Source organism: Bacteroides sp. MSK.18.37, assembly GCF_019129155.2.
Classification (GTDB): Bacteria; Bacteroidota; Bacteroidia; order Bacteroidales; family Bacteroidaceae; genus Bacteroides; species Bacteroides ovatus.
This window is the reverse complement of sequence record NZ_JAHOIB020000001.1, coordinates 4,909,977-4,932,323: the sequence shown is the minus strand read 5'-3', so window position 1 is coordinate 4,932,323 and position 22,347 is coordinate 4,909,977. Positions and strand designations below refer to the sequence as shown.

At 39.6% G+C, this 22,347-nt stretch carries 21 protein-coding genes and 1 tRNA gene; 12 read left to right on the top strand and 10 right to left on the bottom strand.

Translation table 11 applies throughout. The features are described from left to right. Positions 1–17: 17 nt before the first annotated feature. The 4 genes from KSX81_RS18830 to KSX81_RS18815 all read right to left on the bottom strand — a co-directional run bounded on the left by KSX81_RS18830 (position 18) and on the right by KSX81_RS18815 (position 2,979). The gene (locus KSX81_RS18830; RefSeq protein WP_217731671.1) at positions 18–1,409 is read right to left on the bottom strand and encodes a P-loop NTPase fold protein; all 1,392 of its coding nucleotides are present in this window, start codon (positions 1,407–1,409) and stop codon (positions 18–20) included. A gap of 91 nt (positions 1,410–1,500) precedes the next feature. Continuing rightward, positions 1,501–1,902, bottom strand: a complete 402-nt coding sequence (locus KSX81_RS18825; RefSeq protein ID WP_055236446.1) for a hypothetical protein — start codon at positions 1,900–1,902, stop codon at positions 1,501–1,503. Positions 1,903–1,905: 3 nt separating this feature from the next. Then, positions 1,906–2,667, bottom strand: coding sequence for a Fic family protein (locus tag KSX81_RS18820; protein WP_217726075.1), 762 nt, complete (start codon positions 2,665–2,667; stop codon positions 1,906–1,908). An 18-nt stretch (positions 2,668–2,685) separates the two neighbouring features. Continuing rightward, complete coding sequence (locus KSX81_RS18815; RefSeq protein ID WP_254884262.1) at positions 2,686–2,979, bottom strand: helix-turn-helix domain-containing protein; 294 nt, start codon at positions 2,977–2,979, stop codon at positions 2,686–2,688. Positions 2,980–3,159: 180 nt separating this feature from the next. Between KSX81_RS18815 and KSX81_RS18810 the strand changes: the two genes are divergently transcribed. Continuing rightward, on the top strand, positions 3,160–3,552 hold the full coding sequence (locus KSX81_RS18810) for a hypothetical protein (RefSeq protein ID WP_254884261.1): 393 nt from the start codon (positions 3,160–3,162) through the stop codon (positions 3,550–3,552). A gap of 248 nt (positions 3,553–3,800) precedes the next feature. Here the strand turns inward: KSX81_RS18810 and KSX81_RS18805 are convergent, their stop codons facing one another. Further along, a complete protein-coding gene (locus tag KSX81_RS18805; protein WP_217726070.1) occupies positions 3,801–4,736 on the bottom strand; it encodes a hypothetical protein in 936 nt (311 codons plus the stop codon). Positions 4,737–4,802: 66 nt separating this feature from the next. Then, complete coding sequence (locus tag KSX81_RS18800; RefSeq protein WP_217726069.1) at positions 4,803–5,105, bottom strand: helix-turn-helix domain-containing protein; 303 nt, start codon at positions 5,103–5,105, stop codon at positions 4,803–4,805. 178 nt (positions 5,106–5,283) lie between these two features. Between KSX81_RS18800 and KSX81_RS18795 the strand changes: the two genes are divergently transcribed. From KSX81_RS18795 to KSX81_RS18775, 5 genes are all read left to right on the top strand, one after another. Continuing rightward, positions 5,284–5,460 (top strand): hypothetical protein, encoded by a 177-nt coding sequence (locus KSX81_RS18795; RefSeq protein WP_217726067.1) that lies wholly within the window; start codon positions 5,284–5,286, stop codon positions 5,458–5,460. A 50-nt stretch (positions 5,461–5,510) separates the two neighbouring features. Next, a complete protein-coding gene (locus KSX81_RS18790; RefSeq protein WP_217726065.1) occupies positions 5,511–5,705 on the top strand; it encodes a 2-C-methyl-D-erythritol 4-phosphate cytidylyltransferase in 195 nt (64 codons plus the stop codon). 801 nt (positions 5,706–6,506) lie between these two features. Then, positions 6,507–6,839: a hypothetical protein gene (locus tag KSX81_RS18785; RefSeq protein ID WP_151923698.1), complete on the top strand. Its 333-nt coding sequence runs from the start codon at positions 6,507–6,509 to the stop codon at positions 6,837–6,839. Between the two features lie 41 nt (positions 6,840–6,880). Further along, positions 6,881–7,180: a helix-turn-helix domain-containing protein gene (locus tag KSX81_RS18780; protein ID WP_117610427.1), complete on the top strand. Its 300-nt coding sequence runs from the start codon at positions 6,881–6,883 to the stop codon at positions 7,178–7,180. 60 nt (positions 7,181–7,240) lie between these two features. Beyond that, complete coding sequence (locus KSX81_RS18775) at positions 7,241–7,525, top strand: DUF3853 family protein (RefSeq protein ID WP_117610426.1); 285 nt, start codon at positions 7,241–7,243, stop codon at positions 7,523–7,525. Positions 7,526–7,729: 204 nt separating this feature from the next. Here the strand turns inward: KSX81_RS18775 and KSX81_RS18770 are convergent. From KSX81_RS18770 to feoB, 3 genes are all read right to left on the bottom strand, one after another. Beyond that, positions 7,730–7,801 (bottom strand) — tRNA-Cys (locus KSX81_RS18770). A 51-nt stretch (positions 7,802–7,852) separates the two neighbouring features. Then, positions 7,853–8,068, bottom strand: coding sequence for a hypothetical protein (locus tag KSX81_RS18765; RefSeq protein WP_004300786.1), 216 nt, complete (start codon positions 8,066–8,068; stop codon positions 7,853–7,855). Continuing rightward, the gene (gene feoB, locus KSX81_RS18760; RefSeq protein ID WP_004300787.1) at positions 8,065–10,551 is read right to left on the bottom strand and encodes a ferrous iron transport protein B; all 2,487 of its coding nucleotides are present in this window, start codon (positions 10,549–10,551) and stop codon (positions 8,065–8,067) included. Before feoB ends, KSX81_RS18765 begins: the two co-directional genes overlap by 4 nt. Before the next feature lie 145 nt (positions 10,552–10,696). Here feoB and tilS point away from each other — a divergent pair, with 145 nt between their 5' ends. After that, positions 10,697–11,977 (top strand): tRNA lysidine(34) synthetase TilS, encoded by a 1,281-nt coding sequence (gene tilS / locus KSX81_RS18755; RefSeq protein WP_004300789.1) that lies wholly within the window; start codon positions 10,697–10,699, stop codon positions 11,975–11,977. Here tilS and KSX81_RS18750 read toward each other — a convergent pair. Beyond that, positions 11,962–12,798: a 4Fe-4S binding protein gene (locus tag KSX81_RS18750; RefSeq protein WP_032843782.1), complete on the bottom strand. Its 837-nt coding sequence runs from the start codon at positions 12,796–12,798 to the stop codon at positions 11,962–11,964. The two genes, tilS and KSX81_RS18750, sit on opposite strands and share 16 nt — an antisense overlap. A 236-nt stretch (positions 12,799–13,034) precedes the next feature. Between KSX81_RS18750 and rho the strand changes: the two genes are divergently transcribed. From rho to KSX81_RS18725, 5 genes are all read left to right on the top strand, one after another. Then, the gene (rho, locus tag KSX81_RS18745) at positions 13,035–15,332 is read left to right on the top strand and encodes a transcription termination factor Rho (protein ID WP_004300791.1); all 2,298 of its coding nucleotides are present in this window, start codon (positions 13,035–13,037) and stop codon (positions 15,330–15,332) included. A 284-nt stretch (positions 15,333–15,616) separates the two neighbouring features. After that, positions 15,617–17,083, top strand: a complete 1,467-nt coding sequence (locus KSX81_RS18740) for a sulfatase (protein WP_004300792.1) — start codon at positions 15,617–15,619, stop codon at positions 17,081–17,083. 90 nt (positions 17,084–17,173) lie between these two features. Continuing rightward, entirely contained in the window at positions 17,174–19,024 is a 1,851-nt protein-coding gene (locus KSX81_RS18735; protein WP_004300793.1) for a sensor histidine kinase, read from the top strand. Next, positions 19,021–20,976, top strand: a complete 1,956-nt coding sequence (locus KSX81_RS18730) for a sensor histidine kinase (protein WP_004300794.1) — start codon at positions 19,021–19,023, stop codon at positions 20,974–20,976. The genes KSX81_RS18735 and KSX81_RS18730 overlap by 4 nt, the downstream gene beginning before the upstream one ends. 39 nt (positions 20,977–21,015) lie before the next feature. Next, entirely contained in the window at positions 21,016–22,338 is a 1,323-nt protein-coding gene (locus KSX81_RS18725) for an MATE family efflux transporter (protein WP_004300795.1), read from the top strand. Positions 22,339–22,347: the final 9 nt, after the last annotated feature.

Here is a 22,347-nt window from a genome sequence, read left to right as displayed (position 1 = left end):
CATTTATTTTTACCACATCACTCATAAGACTTAGGAATGTTCAAATATTGATATTTAATTCTATCTAACAGATGAAATACAGGAAATGTAAGTGCATAATAATCTGTAACACCATTTACAGCAACTAATTTCCAATATGAGTAATATGCAGTTTTTTGAATATTGAATGTATATTTATTATCATAAATTAATAATTCATGTTGTTGTTTCTCCGTTATTGATGGATATAAAAGACATAATACTTCATTTATAGCTGTAAAATTCTTCCTATACGGAGATAATGGTTCTTGTATAGAACAGGCTGATATCGCATTAGAAACTTCATAATCATCTACAAACATTTTTTTCAAAACAAGAAATAATAATCCTGCATAATCACACGTTTTATGAAAATCGTCAAGAGTCTTTGTTGGTATTATCTCAATATGTGCTTCTTGAATTTTTGTTATTGTTCTAACATTTATTTCCCCACAATTAATCATTACCTGAATAATGTCAAGATAGCGTTCAAAAAATTCACTTCTTACATCAGGCGGCATATTTATTTGACTGAATAGAATATTTATGACTTTCACAAGATCATTCCTTATATCAAAACGAAAGATTTCCGTTGAATAGAATTTATCAATATATCCATTGAAAGCTTTATTGGTTCCATTGATATGTACAAAGCAATCACGCAAATTATTTATATCACATACTATAATAATTTTATCAAACCCAAATTTATTCTCTCCTGTACCCGTTTCATTGTCATTTGTAGACAAAATATTTAACAAGCGAAAAGACTGTAATGGTTCAAGACGATCAAAATCATCTATCAACAAAATAGTTTCTTTTTGCTTATTCTCTAATTTGCTAGCTTTAATAAGCATTTCTCTTATCAAATTAGATATGTCGTTCATTTCATAACTAGTACCTATCTCATTCTCTAAATCGTTTAAAAATTGTTCGATTTTAGTCTTTGGAGAATCATCTTTGTAGTCTTTGTATATATTCGCAATCACTTCTATTGCTTTACCTAACTTTACTGTATTCTCATCAATAAGTGATGCTACTTCCAAAATACTTTGCAATAACTTAAGCGCATTACTTTTCACCGACCTACATATTGTAGAAACTTTTTCAAAATCAGTTCTTTCAATCGTAATCCCAGTCCCCAACAATTGAATTAATATGTCGAATTTTATTAACTCGTAAATGTCTTTATTAGTTGAAGTCACATAATTTACTGGGAATAGTTTACATACGTAATATTTTTCCTGTTGTTCTGGATCATTAAAAAAATTATTTAAAAATGTAGTTTTGCCACTTCCAAAACAACCTGAAAAAATAATTCGTTGGTTATTTGTATTATTTAGATGAGCCTGAAATTGCTCCATCATACCCTTTGTTTCTATTTGACGCATAAATATTTCTGTATTATTCCTCACTTTCTATTCTAATCTCCATAATAAGAACAAAACGAATTTATTCTTTAGATTATTCCGGTTCGTAACCCTAATAATAAGATTGTGTAATACCCTTAAATATAACTTCTCTATCATCTACCTGGTTGGTTAATCTTTGATGTAACAAAGTCCGTAGTTCCAGGTCGTTAATCGGGCTTCTTTCCATAGCTTGCAAATAGAGAACCTTATCTACATTCTGCCAATCGATCACCATGCCAAGACGTTTTTTAAGTATCACATCAAGATACATACAATTAGCAAAACGAAAGTTTCCCTTTACTATATTCAACGTACGCACCTGTTCAGCAAACCTGTACAACCCATCGAACAAATAACGGTGTATGTCACACAATCCCTTTACGGTTCCCACCTCAATACGATCTATATCTCCAGTTTCAAACAAGGCATGAGCTTTTGCAAAGCTCAATTTATCTATTTCATTTGTATTCATACCCTATTGCATTATAGACAAATATCTTTGTAAAGAGGCTATTTCGGCCTCAACAACAAGTTTTTGAAAGGCTTCCGGCTCATTCTCTGTATGAGATTCTTCCAGTGCTTTATAATAACTTATTTTATCCTCATTGCTACCTTTTAAAGTAACCAATGTATACCCATTCCGTAAAAGATAAAGATTCATCAATAAACGTGACGTTCGCCCGTTTCCATCAATAAACGGATGAATACGTACAAGTTCGTCGTGAAGATATGCGGCTATAAGTACCGGATGTACTTTTTCTTCCTCCATCTGCCGGAACTTTATCATAAAATCCTCCATTTGCTTCTGTATTAAATAAGGTTGTGGCGGCATGTGGGTACTACCGGAAATCATGACGGGAACGGTGCGATACCGCCCGGCATTTTCACGATCTATTCCGTGCAAGATAAGAGCGTGTATTTCTTTGATAGTGCGTTCGCTTATCTCTATATCTTTCTTCGCTATATCTTTGATATAATCAATAGCCTCGCTATGATTGATAGCCTCCAGATGTTCACGCATAGATTTGCCGGATATGGTAACTCCTTCATTTACTACTAGAGCGGTTTCCTGTAATGTAAGGGTATTGCCTTCGATTCGGTTACTTTCGTAAGTGTATTCTATATCTAAGGCATCCTGTATCTTTTCCAAAGCATCTTCCGGTAATGGACGTAAAGCGGATAATTCTCCTTTGAGTGTGTCAGCTTTATCTAACAACAGTTTTAAATCTTCATTCATGACTATTCTACTTTGATACTATAAAACAATTTCTCCGCTTTCTATTCTATCCAGCAACCGGGACAAATCCGGCACACTATTTATATTGTAACTGGTATCTCTTATGCGGATTACTCCAATAATACCACCGGAAGAAGAAGGTGCAAACAGCTCTGTAATATCAACCTCTAAAGCATTGGCAATCCTTTCCAGTGTTTCAAGCGTTGGATTTCCATTGATAGCCCGGCTTAAACTTTCTTGCTTAATACCCATCTTTTCCGCAAGCTGGCTCACTGTGATGCCTTTTTCTTTACATACTTCTTTTATTCTCATGATAATGACATTTTAAGTTATAATTCAATTTATGTGCAAATATAGGAATAAATAACTCAAAAGTTATATCTCATAGTTAAATATAGTTTAAAGCATCATTATTTTTCATTTAGATAATTGTAATTATGATATTAAGAGTTATATTTGCACTATAATAATAACAATAAAAGTTATAAAGATATGGCACGTTACGATTTAAGCAAGATAATGAAGAGAGCTTGGGCACTATTTACGAATGCCCGTGTAAAGTACCCGACATTTGCCGATGCACTCCGTAAATCTTGGAGCATGGCAAAGTTTGAGGTTAGAGTAGCCGAAGAACGCCAAGCAATCGAAGCGGAGACTAAAGCACGTGAAGCAAAGGTACGTGAAGAGAACGAGCAAGCCGCAATTAGTTCGGTTCTTCTTCAGGCACAAATCGAAGCCGATCGGATCAGAAGAGAAGCGGAAGCCAAAGCGGAACGCATGAAGGGCGAGATAGCAGCACGCAAAGAGGGCATCTCTTACAATGAGTATCAAAGCCGTATTAGCCGTGCAATGGGCTACGGGTGTGGCTCGTATTGCGGTGATTGATTATTTTATTCATAATATTTGATTTGTTTTCATGGAAGCACTGGTTTGTGAAAATAGGTGCTTCTCTTTCACTGAATTATTAACCCGGAAATAGTTAAATTTGATAAGCCTATTTTTCAAAGTGAGAGAGCATGACGTTCAGGAATGTATGATATAAAGAACTATTATTTAGTTATACTATTTAATTATATTATTAATGCGGGCGGATATAAGGGTGAACATAAGGGCGGGCATAAAGGTGATGTTAATTAAGAGGGTGACTTATTAAGACGGCGTTTTATTGAATTTATTGATTGTAATCTACTATCTTCCAACTGTTTAACCTTGAAATTTAAACTTTTCTGTTTGATGTGCTCTACAATAGCATCTTCTAAGCCCTTCATATCCATTTTACAAGATACATACGTACGCTTATTATAACCTATTTCAGACATCAAGAACCCACGTACTACAAGCTCCTTCAACATTTTCTTATAATGATAATCAGTCGTATATTGCTTGTACGCAGATTTCACTTTCTTATCATTCAATATAAGCTCTAATTCGGCTTGATTCTTTGCGCCGAACATCCTACATTTAATCATGTTTCCAGTCGTTTCTGCAAAGTCTTTATTACCAATAATGGAGCGGATGCCGGCATACATAGCAAACAATGCTTTTTCGTAGTCGGTCTTTGTGTTTTTATAGAAATCAAACATCATCCTTTGACTGATTGATACTAACGGCTGGTTGTGAAACCCGTTATAAGCGGTATAATACTTTTGGTAGGTTTGGGCAACACAAGATATATCAAATGTAATATTAAGTACGGTTTTTACCTGCCTTAGACGGTGAAACTCCTCTATTTCATTCTTCAGTTCTTCATGCTCCTTGCAATATTCGTAAATGCTTTCTATTTCTTCATCGGGAACAAATTCATAACTACTAAACCCGTTGTAATCTTCATCGCTATAAAACAGTTCTCCCTGTTCAAGTCTGGCTAGTTCGTTTTGTAAACTCTTGGTAAGCCCGCCACGGTAGTAACAATAAATAAGCTGTTTTAAGGCATTGTATTCGTCTATCCGCAATGTTTGAGATACACGGTATATTCCTACATCGAAAATATCACTAAACCCTGTTTTGGGCTTCTTGAATATTTCTTGGATTAGTGGCAACGGAAATAGGATGTATTCAAAATTATCCATATCTTTGTATAGTCAAATAATTGCGCCTGGTTGCTTGTGAGAAGTAGCCGGGCGTTCTTCATTTTATTAATCTTCTTTTTTATTTGTGCAATCAGGCACTGACAGCGTTTCAGCGTATGCCTTTAATGCCTCTTCTGTCTCAAAGGTGAATGTTTCACCGTTACGCCGTACAAAAGCTATAAAATCCCGTTCCGCTTCAAATAGAGACGATATAGGAACGTTTAAAGCGGTGGCTATCTGTGAGAGCCTTTCAAGCGTTGGATTACCCGAAAGCGATTTAGATAAAGCTCCCTCACTGATATTCATTTTTGCCGCCAAATCTTTTGCGGTCATCCCTTTCTGCCTTAGCAGTTCTTTAATCTGTATCATATTTACCTATATTAAAAGTTCTTGTAGGTACAAAAATAGCGTAAAATTTCAATATACAACAATAAATAATAGAAAAATTGCATTAAAATGAAATATTTTACATAAAAACCTTGCATATTAATTTAAGTATACGTAAATTTGCATCATGAAAATTGAAGTAAACGTAAACATAAAGATTATGAAAGCAATTATCGACTACAAGAAAGAGAACAGCGAACTAACAGGCGCAATTATAGTAAATGAATATGCAGGTAAGACAACTTACATCGCAGTTATAGCATCAGCAAGTAAGACTTACAAGACATTGAAAGGTGCTGAAAAGTTCATGAATGAATACAATTACAAGAAATGCTAATATAAACCGGATGGGGTAGTTTCAACCAACCCCATCATAAAATATACACTATGACAGAAACAAAGGTTTACAAGCTCCACGAGAGCAAGCAAGTAGAGGATATTACTACCATGCTAAAGATAGAAGGAATAAAGCATAAGGTATTCGAATACGAAGAGTACACAGCAATAGAAGTGACCGGCACACCGTTAGAGATAATAAGAGTCTCCACGATATACCAACAGGCTACAACCATTAAGCTATAACGAGATGGAGATATTGATAGTATTTGGATGCCTATACACTGGCTATAGGATATTCAGGAGAAAGGGAGAACACTTCTTTGATGTTTAATCAATTATGAACGCTACACTAATTATTTGTATCATCCTTCTTGCTTTTTGCGTCTGGGATGAAATTTTTAACGATAACAACAGGAATCAATCAATATAAAATATAACTATGGAAATGGTAATAGAGCCCGCTAGCAAAGAACGGACAGAGCAAGGAGAGCAGTTTATCGAAAGACTACTAAAGATTCTACAAAACAACGATAAAGTAACGGTTAACGTAATGTATTGCCAGACTTGCGTTATTGACAGGCTGGTAACTGTAGAATCTGGCACCAGTTTTAATGCGGGTCTAAGTAAAGACAATTGTACAGTACTAAATGAAATGGTTTACAACTCACATCAATAAAAAGGAATCATGGACTTATAAGAGATATTATTGCAAAGACTTGTATTTCTGACTGATGAATACTTTCTGTTAAAGAAAAGAGTTAAGGAGTTGGAGAACGAGACAAGAATAAAGAGTTCAACGGCTCCAAGGATAATAAAGATGAGAATAGAGAAAGCAAAATAAGTTAGTGTTTAGGGGGCTTCGGCCTGGCACATTAGTTGACGCCATCAACAAAGACGCCCGGTAACAATACGGTTGCCGGGTTTTCTTTTTATGATGGCTATTTATGAGGATGAATGAGATAAACCCACAAATAAAAAGATCAAAATGTCGTAATAACTCCAATTATTTTCGTTCATTTGTCACTTAACAAAAAGAAAAAAAACATGGAAATAGATCCGATTATTAAGCAAGCCATTGAGATTGGTATTAAATTAGGTATTGAAGCATATAAGAATGAAAGAAATGCAAATCTCAAAAATAAAAAAATTCTTATATGTAAATCCGATGCGGAAGACCGTTTCGGAAGCGGAGTTCTTAAAAATTTAGAGAAACGGAAACTAGTATTCCCTTATCAATTTGGTATTGAAACAATGGTAAACGAAGAAGGTGACGAAATTTCCGAACCTAGAGGACATATATACTATAAACTGCATGAAATTATGGAAGCTATTGAGAGTGGAAACATTCTAAAGTGTCTTCAAAAAATACAGATGTAGATAAAATAGCCAAAAGCAATTTAATATAAAATCAACAAATTATGAAATTACAAGATTTATTGGAAAGCGATTTAAATATTTCCATAACGATTACGATCAAGGAGCTAAAAGAATTTGCAGATTATCTTCTCCAACAGTCAAAAGATGATATAGAACGTTTGATTTTAGAAACAAAGCAACCCAAAGAATACCTTACTCCCAATGAAACCGCAAAACTATTGCATGTCAACCGTAGCACATTATATCAGTGGAATAAAAATGGATATTTACGTGTAATAGAAGTTGGAGGAAAAAGGCTTTATAGACAATCTGATATTGATGCCATTTTAAATAGGAAATAATCAGAAAAGAGCTGAAAAAGCAATTGTTGGAGATTAATTTATAACTTAATAAATAATACTATGATAGGAATAGAAAGAAGATTTTCAGACGACACTCGCCTAATTGACTTAACAGTAGGAGATTTAAAAGAACTAATAACCAGCCTTATCTCAAAAATCAAACAGATAGAAGAAAAAAGATATGTATATGGTTTACAGGGATTAGCCGATTTATTACACTGCACAAAGCGACATGCTTCAAAAATAAAATCATCGGGAATACTAGATGAGGCAATAAAACAAAGAGGGAGAACTATTGTAATAGATCATGATTTGGCTTTAGAATTATTCGGAAAGCAAAATTAATTGCAATAATGAAAGTTATTAGAACCAAACTTCCGAATACCGCTATTTGGAACTGATACACTACAAAGATTTTTCCGTAGTCATTACACATGTGAGAAGAAGAATCACACTTTTCCTACCCTAATTTTGTAGTACCAATGTAGTACCATTTTCAGTTAAGAGCAAAGAAAAACCCTTCCAGAAAACATCTGAAAGGGCTTCGTGAGGTTCCTGGCGGATTCGAACCGCCGTACACGGTTTTGCAGACCGCTGACTAAGCCACTCATCCAAGGAACCATTATTTCTCGTTTGCGGTTGCAAAGGTAGTACAAATTTTGAAACTACCAACTATCCGCAGCAATTTTTCTTTGTACTTTTTTTCTTTACATCGCACTCTCCGCGTTTCTTATCCATCATATCCTTTAGTTCACAGCCACTTACACAGCTGTCACAAGGATTCTGATTTTCTCGCGTACGACGAAAAAAACGAAATATTCCATATATGACGCGGGCAATGCAGAGTACAACCAGTACTCCGACTACCCAATCTTGCCAATTATTCATACAAACAATCCTCCAATCTGATAAACAGCAAATGATACAAGCCAAGCCAATCCCGTTGTGTAACAAGCAGCAAAAAGCGTCCATTTCCAACTACCCGATTCCTGTTTTATAGCCGCTATCGCCGCAATACACGGGAAGTAAATCAATACAAACAACATATAACAGAAAGCAACCAATGGAGTAATCGGAATTCGTTCTGCCAAACTTACTGAATCAGCATCCGGATCATCTGCATATAAGACACCTAATGTACTTACTACCAATTCTTTCGCTCCCACACCGGAAAGCAAGCCAATACCTAGTTTCCAATCAAATCCCAGTGGTTTTATAACTGGCTCTATACCACGTCCCAACTGGCCGATATAAGAATTTTCCTGCTGCTCGGCAACTGTTTCATAAGCATCATGATTCGGATAATACCCCAAGAACCAGATTATAATAGAAGCAATCATAATAATGCCTCCCATCTTTTTCAAATACTGCGCTCCCTTTTCCCATGTGTGACGGAAGATCGATTTTGCTGTCGGCATCCGGTAAGGTGGAAGTTCCATCACAAATGGAGTATCATCACCCTTCACCAGAAACTTGCTAAACAAGCGGGCCATTACCACAGCCAGTACAATACCAATCACATAAATACTTAACAACACCAGACTTGCATTGTTCGGGAAGAAAGCACCCACCAACAATAAATAAATTGGCAGACGCGCACTGCAAGACATCAAAGGATTTACCAACATTGTAATAAGACGGCTCTTCCGGTTCTCAATAGTACGGGAAGCTATAATAGCAGGTACATTGCATCCAAATCCCATAATCAAAGGAATGAATGATTTTCCGTGCAATCCCATTTTATGCATGATTTTATCCATGATAAAAGCTGCACGAGCCATATAACCCGAATCTTCCATAAGAGAAATGCAGAAATACAAAATCAAGATATTCGGCAAAAAGACAATAACCGCTCCTACCCCACCAATAATTCCATCAATCAGCAAATCTTTAAATGGACCTTCCGCCATATTATTGCGTAACAAGTCACCAATCTGCTCGACAAGCCATTCAATCCCCATCATCGGATATTCTCCAATGACAAACGTACCCTCAAACATCAGATACATAAAAAGGAAGAAAATAGGAAATCCCCAGACACGGTGAGTTACGATCGAATCCAGCACTTTTGTTGTCTGCGCCTGCTCCAAGTGATTATCTGTGAATGTCTCCTTCAGTGCACCACTGATAAATCCATATTTAGCATCCGTAATAGCCGATTCACAATCCTCATTCATTGTGTCCTGAACACGCTTCGACATCTTATCACGGACATGGAATATCTCATCCGCATTTGGTAATGTCCGCACAATGCGCTCAATGTCAGGATCATTCTCCAACAATTTAATGGATAGGAAACGGGTAGAATATTTATGACGGATAAATTCGTTTTTGGACACTTCACTTTTTACAGCTTCAATCGCTTTTTCGATATCAGGACCATGATTGATATGAATATGCCGGAAGACACGCCCCGTCTTTTTATGTTCACGTACATAATCTTCCAAATGCTCTTCCTCGTGGTTCTTACGATCTTCCAGAGAATCATGCCATTCGGTCAAATCCTTAAGAACTTCCGGATTCATATTTCCCTGTTTATCAAAGAAGTCTACTCCTTCATACAGATTGATAACAACATGAAACAAGGTATCCAATCCACGATTTTTCTTACTGACAGTAGGCAACATCGGCACCCCGAACAACTTACTCAACAGATGATAATCCAATGTATTTCCACTGGCTTCCAACTCATCATAAATATTCAGAGCTACCACCATGCGGACATTCATATCTATCAATTGAGTAGTCAGATATAAGTTTCGCTCCAGATTAGAGGAATCGACTACATTAATAATCACGTCCGGAGTTTCATCGATAATATGACGACGCACATAGATTTCTTCCGGCGTATAAGCAGACAAAGAATAAGTTCCCGGCAAATCGACAATACGGAAATGATAGCCTTCGAAATCAAAATAACCTTCTTTGGCATCCACGGTTACGCCGCTGTAGTTTCCAACATGCTCATGAGCACCGGATGCAAGATTAAATAAAGAAGTCTTGCCACTGTTCGGGTTTCCGACCAAAGCAACATTAATGGTACGGCGTTTACCTAACGCCAACCGTTTCATATCTTCTTCTTTTACTGAAAGGTCTTCAGGCAATCCTTCATGATAAACGGTCTTCTCGGCCAGTTTCTTTGCTTCCTCTTCGCTGATAACTTCGATCATTTCAGCTTCCTGACGACGAAGAGAAATTTCATAACCTAAAACTTTATATTTTATGGGATCTTTTAGCGGAGCATTCAACAGCACTTCAACCGTTTTACCTTTAATGAAGCCCATCTCCACAATACGTTTACGAAAACCACCGTGCCCCAATACCTTTACAATAACACCTTTTTCTCCTGTTTTTAATTCGGACAAACGCATAACTCTCAAAATTTTTGGCAAAGATAATTCATAACTTCGGAGCATGCAAATTATTTAGAATGTTTTTAAATAGCAGCTTTTTTCATCCTCTAAAAGATTCAGAAAAAATAAAAAAACTTATTGATAAACTCGTATCTTTGCAGGTATGATACAACAACGCGTTACAAAATATATAGAAAAGGAACATTTATTCTCACCGGATGATAAAATCCTGGTCGCATTGAGTGGTGGTGCCGACTCGGTGGCATTACTATATATTCTGCATACAGCAGGCTATCATTGCGAAGCCGCACATTGTAATTTCCACCTGCGAGGCAAAGAGTCAGACCGGGACGAGTTATTTGTCCGCCAACTTTGCGAAAGAATGGAAATCCATTTACATACCATTGATTTCAACACGACCCAATATGCAACGGAAAAACATATTTCGATTGAAATGGCCGCACGGGAACTCCGCTACCAATGGTTCGAGAAAATTAGAAAAGAATGTCAGGCAGATGTTGTCGCTGTGGCCCATCACCAGGATGATAGCATAGAAACTATACTACTTAACCTGATTCGGGGAACAGGAATTACCGGTCTGTTAGGAATCCGCCCCCGTAATGGAACCATCGTACGCCCTCTGCTTTGTATCAACCGGGAAGAGATAATTCGTTACCTGCAAAACATCGGACAAGATTATGTGACAGACAGCACCAATCTGGAAGACGAATATACCCGTAATAAAATCCGACTCAACCTCCTTCCCCTCATGCAGGAAATTAATCCGTCAGTCAAAAACACTCTGATAGATACGAGTAATTATCTGAATGATGTAGCCACTATATATAATAAATGTATAGAGGAAACTAAAAAGAAAATCATTACGGCAGAAGGTATCAGAATCTGTGATTTGGTAAAGGAACCGGCACCCGAAGCCATCTTATTCGAAGTCCTGCATCCTCTAGGATTCAATTCCGCACAAATCAAAGATATCACCCATTCGCTTCATAGCCAACCGGGCAAGCAATTCTGTAGCAAAGAATGGAGAGTGATAAAAGACAGAGAATTCCTATTAATAGAAACAGCTGAATCTGAAAATGAGACTCTTCCTCCTTTTCAAATTATCAAAGAAGAAAAAGAATACACCCCGGATTTTCTCATTCCACGTGAAAAGGAAATTGCCTGTTTTGATGCCGACAAACTGAATGGAGAAATTCATTACCGGAAATGGCAGCCGGGAGACACTTTTATTCCTTTTGGAATGAAAGGAAAGAAAAAAATAAGCGATTATCTGACCGACCGCAAATTTTCTATCAGCCAAAAAGAACGCCAATGGGTACTCTGCTGTGGAGAACACATCGCATGGCTGATAGGCGAACGAACAGACAACCGCTTTCGTATTGATGAAACGACTAAGCGCGTCGTGATTTACAAAATAGTCTGAGGCAACTTCTGTTTCTTGAAACAATCTGATAACAAAGCTGCAAAAGGAGTTTCATACACCCTTGCTTTCCTAACGCAAGCTTTTACACAAGCGCAACATTTGATACATTTAGCCTCATCCGTATGTAGCTCATCCCCTTTCGTTATAGCCCCTGCCGGACAACGGACCACACATAACCCGCAATGGGTACACAAATCCTCATCTTCCACCCAAGGAACGCGGGGAAGCGGTGTACCACTTTTACGTAACTTGATGACTTTCCTCAAAAAACGGAACAAAGGAAAGAATGGTTGACTCGGACGTTTGATAGTACGTACATCCACCGGATAAAGGGTATCCATACTATCAGCTGTCTGTATTTTTTCCATGATTTTCTTCCCAAACTCCGCAGCAAAGGCTAAATCCGATTCATCAGGACGTCCCACTGCAATCGGGTATTTGTCGGTACTATATGAATGTTCTCCAATAAAAGTTGCCCCGGCAATTACTTTAAATCCGTGAGGAATAGCAAAAGCATCCAGTTCCATTAAAGCTTTTTCATAAGCGCGATTTCCGTAAACCACTACCAAAACGGTAGGAGTATCCACTCCACGGATATACTGTAAACGTTCCATTGCCAAAGGAGCGACATGTCCTCCATACACAGGCACTACAATAATAGCCAAAGAAGATGTAGGAATCACAATTTCATCCGCAATCTGCTGCGTCACATTAATAGGAAAAATATTTTTTATGCCCGTCCCGTGAACAATCGCCTCCGCAACTTGTTTAGATGTGTGTGTAGGCGAAAAATAAATTAAATGAGCTTCATTTACTGTCATACTATTTTCTTTTATGTAGCAAAGATACACTTTTACGTGGAAAAAAATGTTTGATTGTTCATGAAACCAAAAAAAATTATTATCTTTGCCCCGTTGAAACATTCTACGATTCAACATATACATCCCTAATTCAGAATAAAAAACAAAACGTATGCTCGCATATCTGTAGCCATGAGCTGTAGTAATGCTGTCCATAATTCAGCAAAAAAAGAAATATTAATAACTTACCATACTATATGTATAACATTATCCAATTAAACGACAAAAATCTGTCGGAACTTCAAGTTATTGCCAAAGAGTTAGGCATAAAAAAAGCAGACTCATACAAAAAAGAAGACCTTGTTTATAAAATACTCGATGAACAGGCCATTGTAGGAGCTACAAAGAAAGTAGCCGCAGATAAGCTAAAAGAAGAACGCAAAAATGAAGAACAAAAGAAAAAGCGTTCACGGGTAGCTCCTACCAAAAAAGAAGACAAAGTGGTTTCCGCAACAAAGAGTGAAGAGGCTAACAAGACAAAAGAGACCGCTCCTGTAAAAGCTGCACCACAACCTTCCAAGAAAGAAGAAAGTACAAACAAAGAAAAAGAAACTGTTGTTGTAGAAGCTAAAGCGGAAAACACTGCTACTCCCAAGCGTAAAGTAGGCCGTCCTCGTAAGAGCTCTGATGCAGAAGAGAAAAAAGAAGTAGAAAATGCAAAACCGGCAGCACCCAAAGTAGTGGAACCTAAACCTGTTGTTGCAGAGAAAGCTACTGGTGCTACGGAAAAGCCAGCTCCGGTACAACAGCAAACAGCTGAGAAGAAAGCAAAAAACAAACCAGCTGCAGAAGCAAATAAGCCTGTTGCAGAAACAAATAAACCGGCTACTGAACCTAACAAACCTGTTGTAGAGAAAAAGGTAATAGATAAACCACAAAAGAAAGCTGCACCCGTTATCGACGAGGAAAGTAATATCTTATCCAGCGTTGACGACGATGATTTTATTCCAATCGAAGATCTGCCTTCTGAAAAAATAGAGCTTCCTACCGAATTATTCGGAAAATTCGAAGCTACTAAAACAGAATCAGCACAGACAGCACCGGAACAGCCATCTCATCCTCAACAGCAACAACAATCTCAACAGCAGCAGTCCCAGCAGCAACGTCCGCGTATTGTTCGCTCACGCGACAATAACAACGGTAATAACAATGCTAACAACAATGGAAATAATGGCAATAACACCAATAATAATTTCCAGCGTAACAACAATAACCAGAATCAGGTTCAGAACCCAAATCAAAATCAGAACCAGAACCAAAACCAACAACGCTCACCGATGCCACGTGCCGCTCAGCAGAACAATGCGGGTGAAAATCTTCCGGTACAACAGCAGCAGGAACGTAAGGTTATTGAACGCGAAAAGCCTTATGAATTCGACGATATTCTCAACGGAGTAGGTGTTCTGGAAATTATGCAGGATGGATACGGATTCCTCCGTTCTTCCGACTATAACTACCTTTCTTCTCCGGATGATATTTATGTATCACAATCTCAAATCAAACTATTTGGTCTGAAAACCGGTGATGTAGTAGAAGGAGTTATCCGTCCACCCAAAGAAGGAGAAAAATATTTCCCATTGGTAAAGGTTTCGAAGATCAACGGACGTGATGCAGCTTTCGTTCGCGACCGTGTTCCTTTCGAACATCTGACACCTCTCTTCCCGGATGAAAAGTTTAAACTTTGCAAAGGCGGTTATTCAGACTCTATGTCTGCCCGTGTCGTCGATCTTTTCGCTCCTATCGGTAAAGGCCAGCGTGCATTGATCGTTGCCCAGCCAAAGACAGGTAAGACCATCTTAATGAAAGATATCGCAAACGCTATCGCAGCCAACCACCCGGAAGTTTACATGATTATGCTGCTGATTGACGAACGCCCGGAAGAAGTAACAGACATGGCGCGCAGCGTTAATGCAGAAGTAATTGCTTCTACTTTCGACGAACCGGCAGAACGCCACGTAAAAATTGCAGGTATCGTATTGGAAAAGGCAAAACGTCTGGTAGAATGTGGTCACGACGTAGTTATCTTCCTTGATTCTATTACTCGTCTGGCTCGTGCATACAATACAGTATCTCCTGCATCCGGTAAAGTTCTTTCCGGTGGTGTGGATGCAAATGCACTTCATAAACCTAAACGCTTCTTCGGTGCTGCCCGTAATATTGAAAACGGTGGTTCACTGACTATTATTGCTACCGCATTGATCGATACCGGTTCTAAAATGGACGAAGTTATCTTCGAAGAATTCAAGGGTACAGGTAACATGGAGTTGCAGCTCGACCGCAACCTGTCCAACAAACGCATCTTCCCGGCAGTCAACATTACCGCATCCAGCACTCGTCGCGACGACCTGTTGCTTGATAAAACAACCCTTGACCGCATGTGGATATTGCGCAAATATCTTGCCGACATGAATCCGATCGAAGCAATGGACTTTGTTAAAGACCGTCTGGAAAAAACCAGAGACAACGACGAATTCCTGATGAGCATGAACAGCTAATCAACAGCAAACTTATAAATGAACGGTGAACAAACTGCGCCATAACAAGTGCAGTTTATTCACCGTTTTCTTTTTCGGTAACCCATTTTATGACTTATCACCTGCCGTTTATCACTTATCATTCAACTCCCATCACCGATAGTTACCCCTAACCGCTTGCCACACCTTTCATTTTTGTACAAAATACTTTCATTTGCGTCCAAAACTACTACCTCGCCCTTTTTTACGTTTCCTTTTTTCCTACTTTTGCTTCCAAATCAAATATTACTTAATTCTAACCAGTAATGAAAACTATTTATCCATTCATGGGATTAGCCCTGTGCAGCGTGACAGCGCAGGCCCAAGAAAAGCCCAATTTCCTGATTATCCAGTGCGACCATCTGACACAACGCGTTGTGGGAGCTTACGGACAAACACAAGGCTGCACCCTCCCTATTGACGAAGTCGCTTCACGAGGAGTTATCTTCTCCAATGCTTATGTAGGCTGCCCTCTCAGCCAACCCTCACGCGCTGCTTTATGGAGTGGCATGATGCCTCATCAAACCAATGTACGTTCCAACTCCAGCGAACCTATCAACCCACGTATTCCCGAAAATGTACCGACATTAGGAAGTCTTTTTTCTGAAAACGGTTACGAAGCCGTACACTTCGGAAAAACGCATGACATGGGTTCACTTAGAGGATTCAAGCATAAAGAACCAGTAGCCAAGCCATTCACTGATCCGGAATTCCCGGTCAATAACGACAGCTTCCTGGATGTAGGAACATGCGAAGACGCTGTTGCTTATCTAAGTAATCCGCCGGAAGAACCATTCATCTGTATCGCAGATTTTCAGAACCCTCACAATATCTGTGGATTTGTAGGAGCGAACGAAGGAGTACATACCGACCGCCCCATTAGCGGAACCCTTCCGGAACTACCAGCCAATTTCGATGTAGAAGACTGGAGCAATATCCCTAAACCTGTACAATACATCTGCTGCAGTCATCGCCGCATGACCCAGGCCTCTCATTGGAATGAAGAGAATTACCGTCATTACATTGCTGCTTTCCAACACTATACCAAGATGGTTTCCAAGCAAGTAGACAGCGTATTGAAAGCACTTTACTCCACTCCTGCCGGAAAAAACACAATCGTTATTATCATGGCTGACCATGGTGATGGGATGGCTTCACACCGCATGGTGACCAAACACATCAGCTTCTACGATGAAATGACCAACGTACCGTTTATCTTTGCAGGTCCCGGCATCAAACAACAGAAAAAGCCCATAGACCAAGTATTGACACAGCCTACACTGGATCTTCTGCCTACCCTTTGTGATTTGGCAGGAATTCCTGTTCCGGCCGAAAAACCGGGAATCAGCCTTGCACCTATATTAAAAGGAGAGAAACAGAAAAAAACTCACCCTTATGTCGTTTCCGAATGGCATAGCGAATATGAATATGTCGTTACTCCCGGACGTATGGTACGCGGACCGAGATACAAGTACACTCACTATCTGGAAGGTAACGGAGAAGAGCTATATGATATGAAAAAGGATCCGGGAGAACGCAAGAATCTCGCCAAAGACCCTAAATACAGTAAAGTCCTCGCCGAACACCGTGCCATGCTTGATGATTACATCGCCCGCACCAAAGACGATTACCGGAGTTTGAAAGTAGATGCCGATCCACGATGCAGAAACCATACTCCCGGCTACCCCAACCACGAGGGCCCTGGGGTACGAGAGATACTCAAAAGAAAATAAATTATAAAAAAGAGTGAAGATTTCTTTGTAATCTTCACTCTTTTTAGTTCTTTTGCAGATAAACTTACAAGCAAGCAATTCTTATATCAGGTGAAAAAACACAGACGTCATATAATTGCAATAGTCGTAACCGCATTAATATCGGTCACCTTATATGCTGCACGTACAAATTCAGATCGTCTTTCTTTATTACAACCTTTACTTGAATACAATCATCCATTTAGTCCGGACGCCCCTGTCGACAGCATCATTGCCTGGGAAAAACTTTTAGAACCGGAATTACAAAAGGAACAACAATACCCACTCCTATTCCAGATAAATCTGCTGACCGTTCAAGCCTTAATCACAGAAGGCAACATCAGTCTCGCCATCAACCAGGCCAATCAGATATACCAGAAAGCCAGAGAAATGGACTATCCTTTGGGAACAGCACTCGCATTACACGCCATTGGAAATACCTATTTAAGTTCGTCAACACCACAAGTTGCCATCAAATCGTATAAGGAAGCATTAGAAATCATTCAGAAACTCCCTCATGCCAACCAATATATCAAAACGATCTTGTCCCAATTTATCCTGACGAAGCTCAACTATCACCAAATGACAGATATAGAAGACAATATCCGGGAACTCGAATCTGTTATCAACAAGGATACGAATCCCCAAGACGATTTCCACCTTGTTTATTGTCAGGCATTCTATCGCATCCAGATGCATCATCTTCCGGAAGCATTAAACTATATACGACAAACCGAACAAATCAGCCGGCAACACCAGTACCCATATTTTCATTTAATGATTAAATACCTGTATTCACGCTACTACACTGAATCCAAAGAATACACGCAGGCACTAACCACACTTGACGAATTACTTTCGCATACCAAAGCAGCCAACTCATACAGATCCCTGCAAGTACTGAAAGATCGTGCACACATACTTACACTAATGGGAAACAGCAAGGAAGCATGTGAAGCTTATGAAATATTCAATACGTACAAAGACTCTTTGGACGCAATGAATTATATTCGCCAAATCAATGAATTGCACACCCTCTACCAAATAGATAAAAATGAACTGGACAACTTAAACAGACAGAAGACAATCCTCTACTGGAGCTGGTTCACCATCCTATTCATAGTCATACTGATTGTATTTTTCATCCTTTTGGTCAGACGAGGAAATAAAAAACTGCGCCAATCACAGCAGGAACTGGAAAAAGTGAAAAAGCAAGAAGAAAATTCCATCCGGACAAAGAGCCTTTTCCTTTCCAACATGAGCCATGAAATTCGCACGCCGCTCAATGCGTTGTCCGGCTTCTCCTCCATCCTGACGGAAGAATCCATCGACAACGAGACCCGGAAACAGTGTAGCGATATTATTCAGCAAAATTCAGAACTGTTACTCAAGCTGATTAACGACGTAATCGACTTGTCCAGTCTCGAAGTAGGCAAGATGAAATTCAAATATGAGCGATGTGATGCAGTGGCAATATGCAGAAACGTTATCGACATGGTTGAGAAAATAAAACAAACGAATGCTAACGTCCGTTTTTCGACCTCTCTCCATTCATTAGAATTGACGACAGACAATGCAAGGTTACAACAATTATTAATCAACCTTCTCATCAATGCAACCAAATTTACTCCGCAAGGTTCCATCACCATGGAACTGGAAAAACAGACAGAAGACATAGCACTGTTTTCCGTGACCGACACCGGTTGCGGTATCTCTCCGGAGAATCAGAATAAAATATTCAACCGTTTTGAGAAACTGAATGAAAATGCTCAAGGGACAGGACTCGGTCTGTCTATCTGCCAACTCATTATCGAGCAGCTGGGCGGCAAAATATGGATTGACTCCAATTATGAGGAAGGAGCCCGTTTCCTGTTCACACACCCCATTTACCATGAGCAACAAGGAAAGGAGGAAGCCGAATGAAACAAGTCCTGCTCCTGATCCTTCTATTATGCTGCACCCTCACCGGAAAAGCCAGCACCGAGATTGTTTTGGAATCCGACAGCCTGATAAAGGTGTTGGAAACATTACCGTACGATACGACACGGCTGAATGTTCTCAATCAAATCATCAGAATAGAACAAAACAACCAGCAATGTATCCAATATTCGGATGCATTAATGAAAGAAGCATTGCAACTGGGAAATGACAAATATGCCGGTCTGGCTGCTTACTACCATATTTTATACTATTACAATCGTAATAATCAAGACAGTGTAGCCAAATGGCTCACCATAATGGAGCCTCATGCCCGGAAATCAGATTTATGGAATTACTTCTTTGATGCCAAACGTTTCCAGATAGACCTGTACACATTCAACGAACAATACGAACTTGCTATCAACGAATCTCAAAAGATGCAACAGCAAGCCTCCCAAATGAATAGTAACCGGGGTAGTATGGCTGCCTATCAATGCTTGAGTAATGCATATATCGGCAGCCAGCGCTGGGATAAAGGAATAGAAGCACTGGAGGCTGCCTACCAGCTACTCACTCCGACAGAAAATCCGGTGGTCCGTATCTCGGTATTGTCACAGTTAGTATCCGTTGTCAAAGAAAAGAAGGATAATAAAAAACTACTCAAATATTTGCAGGAACTGGAAAACACTCTTCATAACCACATCAGTGCAAACCCATCCTTAAAAGCGGGATTTGCCGATGTATACCTGTTCAATGAACTGTTCTACAGCTATTATTACCTGAATACCCATCAGCCGCAACAAGCCTATGAACATCTCGTAAAATCTAAAGAATATCTGGACGAGAATACTTATTTCATGTATAAAGTACTCTATTTCGACACATTTGCCAAATATTACCAGGCAATTGGAGCCTACCAACAGGCATCGGATTATATCGACACGACACTGACGATGTTGAAGAAAGACTTCACAAGCGACTATGCCGAACAGCTACTCGAAAAGGCCAGAATATGGAAACAGGCAGGGCAAAGCGGAAAAGCCATCCCCCTGTATGAGCAGGCACTTGCCATCAAAGACTCGACAGCCACTGTACTCTCAAACAATCAGATGGCACAGATACAAAGCAAATACAATATCGAAAAAACAGAACTGGATCAAAAAAGGGAAAACAACCGGATCCAGCTCACCTATCTGATCTTTATATTTGTTATCCTGATTCTGCTTTTTATCTTTATGGCACGACTCTTTATGGTACGGAAGGCACTCAAATACGCGGAAAACGAAATCCGGAAAACAACAGAAAACGTGCGGAAGACCAATGAAATAAAAAATCGCTTCCTGTCCAACATGAGCTATAACATCCGTACCCCACTCAACAATGTGGTCGGTTTCTCACAACTCATAGCCAGCGAACCCAATATAGACAAGGAAATAAGGCAAGAATACTCAAACATCATCCACAAAAGTTCGGAGAAGTTAATGAGACTTGTCAATGACGTTCTCGACTTATCCCGTTTGGAAGCTCAGATGATGAAGTTCCAGTTGCAAGACTATGATGCCACTACCCTATGCAAGGAAGCATGCAGCATGGCGCAGATGAGGAACGAAGAAACAGGTATCCAGATTGAATTTTCCAGCGAAACGGACGCCCAAATTCATACCGATATAATGCGACTGACACAGGCCTTGATTAGCGTACTGGTGTACCCACAAGAACACCGGCAAGCACGAATCATCCGGTTCACATTAAGCCAGAATGAAAACATGCTTTGTTTCCGGATCACTAATTCACCTTTGGCAGACCATGCATTCGTATCACAGGAAACCATCATCCGGCATGATATCAACCTATTGTTACTAAAACATTTCGGAGGAAACTATCTCGTCAACGATAAAACTCCCGAAGGTCCGGAAATTGTTTTCATCTACCCCATCGTTTCCGAATCGAAATAAAGCACTATCTTTGCAAAGTGTAAACTTAAACACTTAATTATGTACACCAACAAACAGATTTGGAGTGTCAGTTATCCGATACTACTAAGCTTGCTGGCACAAAATGTCATCAATGTCACCGACACAGCATTCCTCGGACACGTGAGTGAAGTAGCCCTTGGAGCATCAGCTATGGGCGGGTTATTCTATATATGCGTATTCACCATCGCATTCGGATTCAGTACCGGTTCGCAGATAGTCATCGCACGACGCAATGGCGAAGGACGCTATTCGGATGTCGGTCCCGTCATGATTCAAGGAATCATGTTCCTGTTCGTCATGGCCCTGCTGCTATTCGGATTCACCAAAGCATTCGGTGGAAACATCATGCGTTTGCTGGTTTCTTCAGAATCCATCTACGAAGGAACAATGGAGTTTCTGAACTGGCGTATTTACGGATTCTTTTTCTCTTTTATCAATGTCATGTTCCGGGCATTGTACATCGGCATTACACGCACTAAAGTGCTAACCATCAATGCTATTGTCATGGCATTAACTAATGTCGTACTGGACTATGCATTAATTTTCGGAAAGTTCGGTTTGCCGGAAATGGGTATCAAAGGGGCTGCTATTGCTTCCGTATTGGCAGAAGCCTCCTCCATTCTCTTTTTCGTCATCTATACGTATGCCACGGTCGATTTAAAGAAATACGGTATGAACCGCCTGCGCACATTCGACCCAGCATTGCTGATGCGGATTCTTAGTATCTCCTGCTTCACCATGCTGCAATATTTCCTGTCGATGGCTACCTGGTTCGTTTTCTTCGTAGCCGTAGAACGGTTGGGACAACGGGAACTGGCGATTGCCAATATCGTCCGGAGTATTTATGTCGTATTGCTGATTCCGGTCAACGCACTGGCTACGACTACCAACAGTCTTGTCAGCAATGCTATTGGTGCAGGAGGCATCCAGCACGTGATGCCGCTCATTAATAAAATTGCGCGTTTCTCCTTTTTCATCATGCTGGGGTTAGTAGCGGTATCGGCACTGTTTCCGCAATTCCTGCTCTCCATTTACACTAGTGAAGCTGCGCTCATTACGGAATCCGTCCCCTCGGTATATGTAATTTGTTGCGCCATGCTTATCGCATCCGTAGCCAACGTGGTGTTTAACGGTATCTCCGGAACAGGAAATACACAGGCAGCCCTGTTGCTCGAAACGATTACAATTATCATCTACGGATCATACATCATTTTCATCGGAATGTGGCTGAAAGCACCGATCGAAATTTGCTTTACGATTGAGATTGTGTATTATAGCTTGCTGTTGATAACAAGTTATATTTATCTCAAAAAAGCAAAATGGCAGAATAAAAAGATATAAATACAAGAG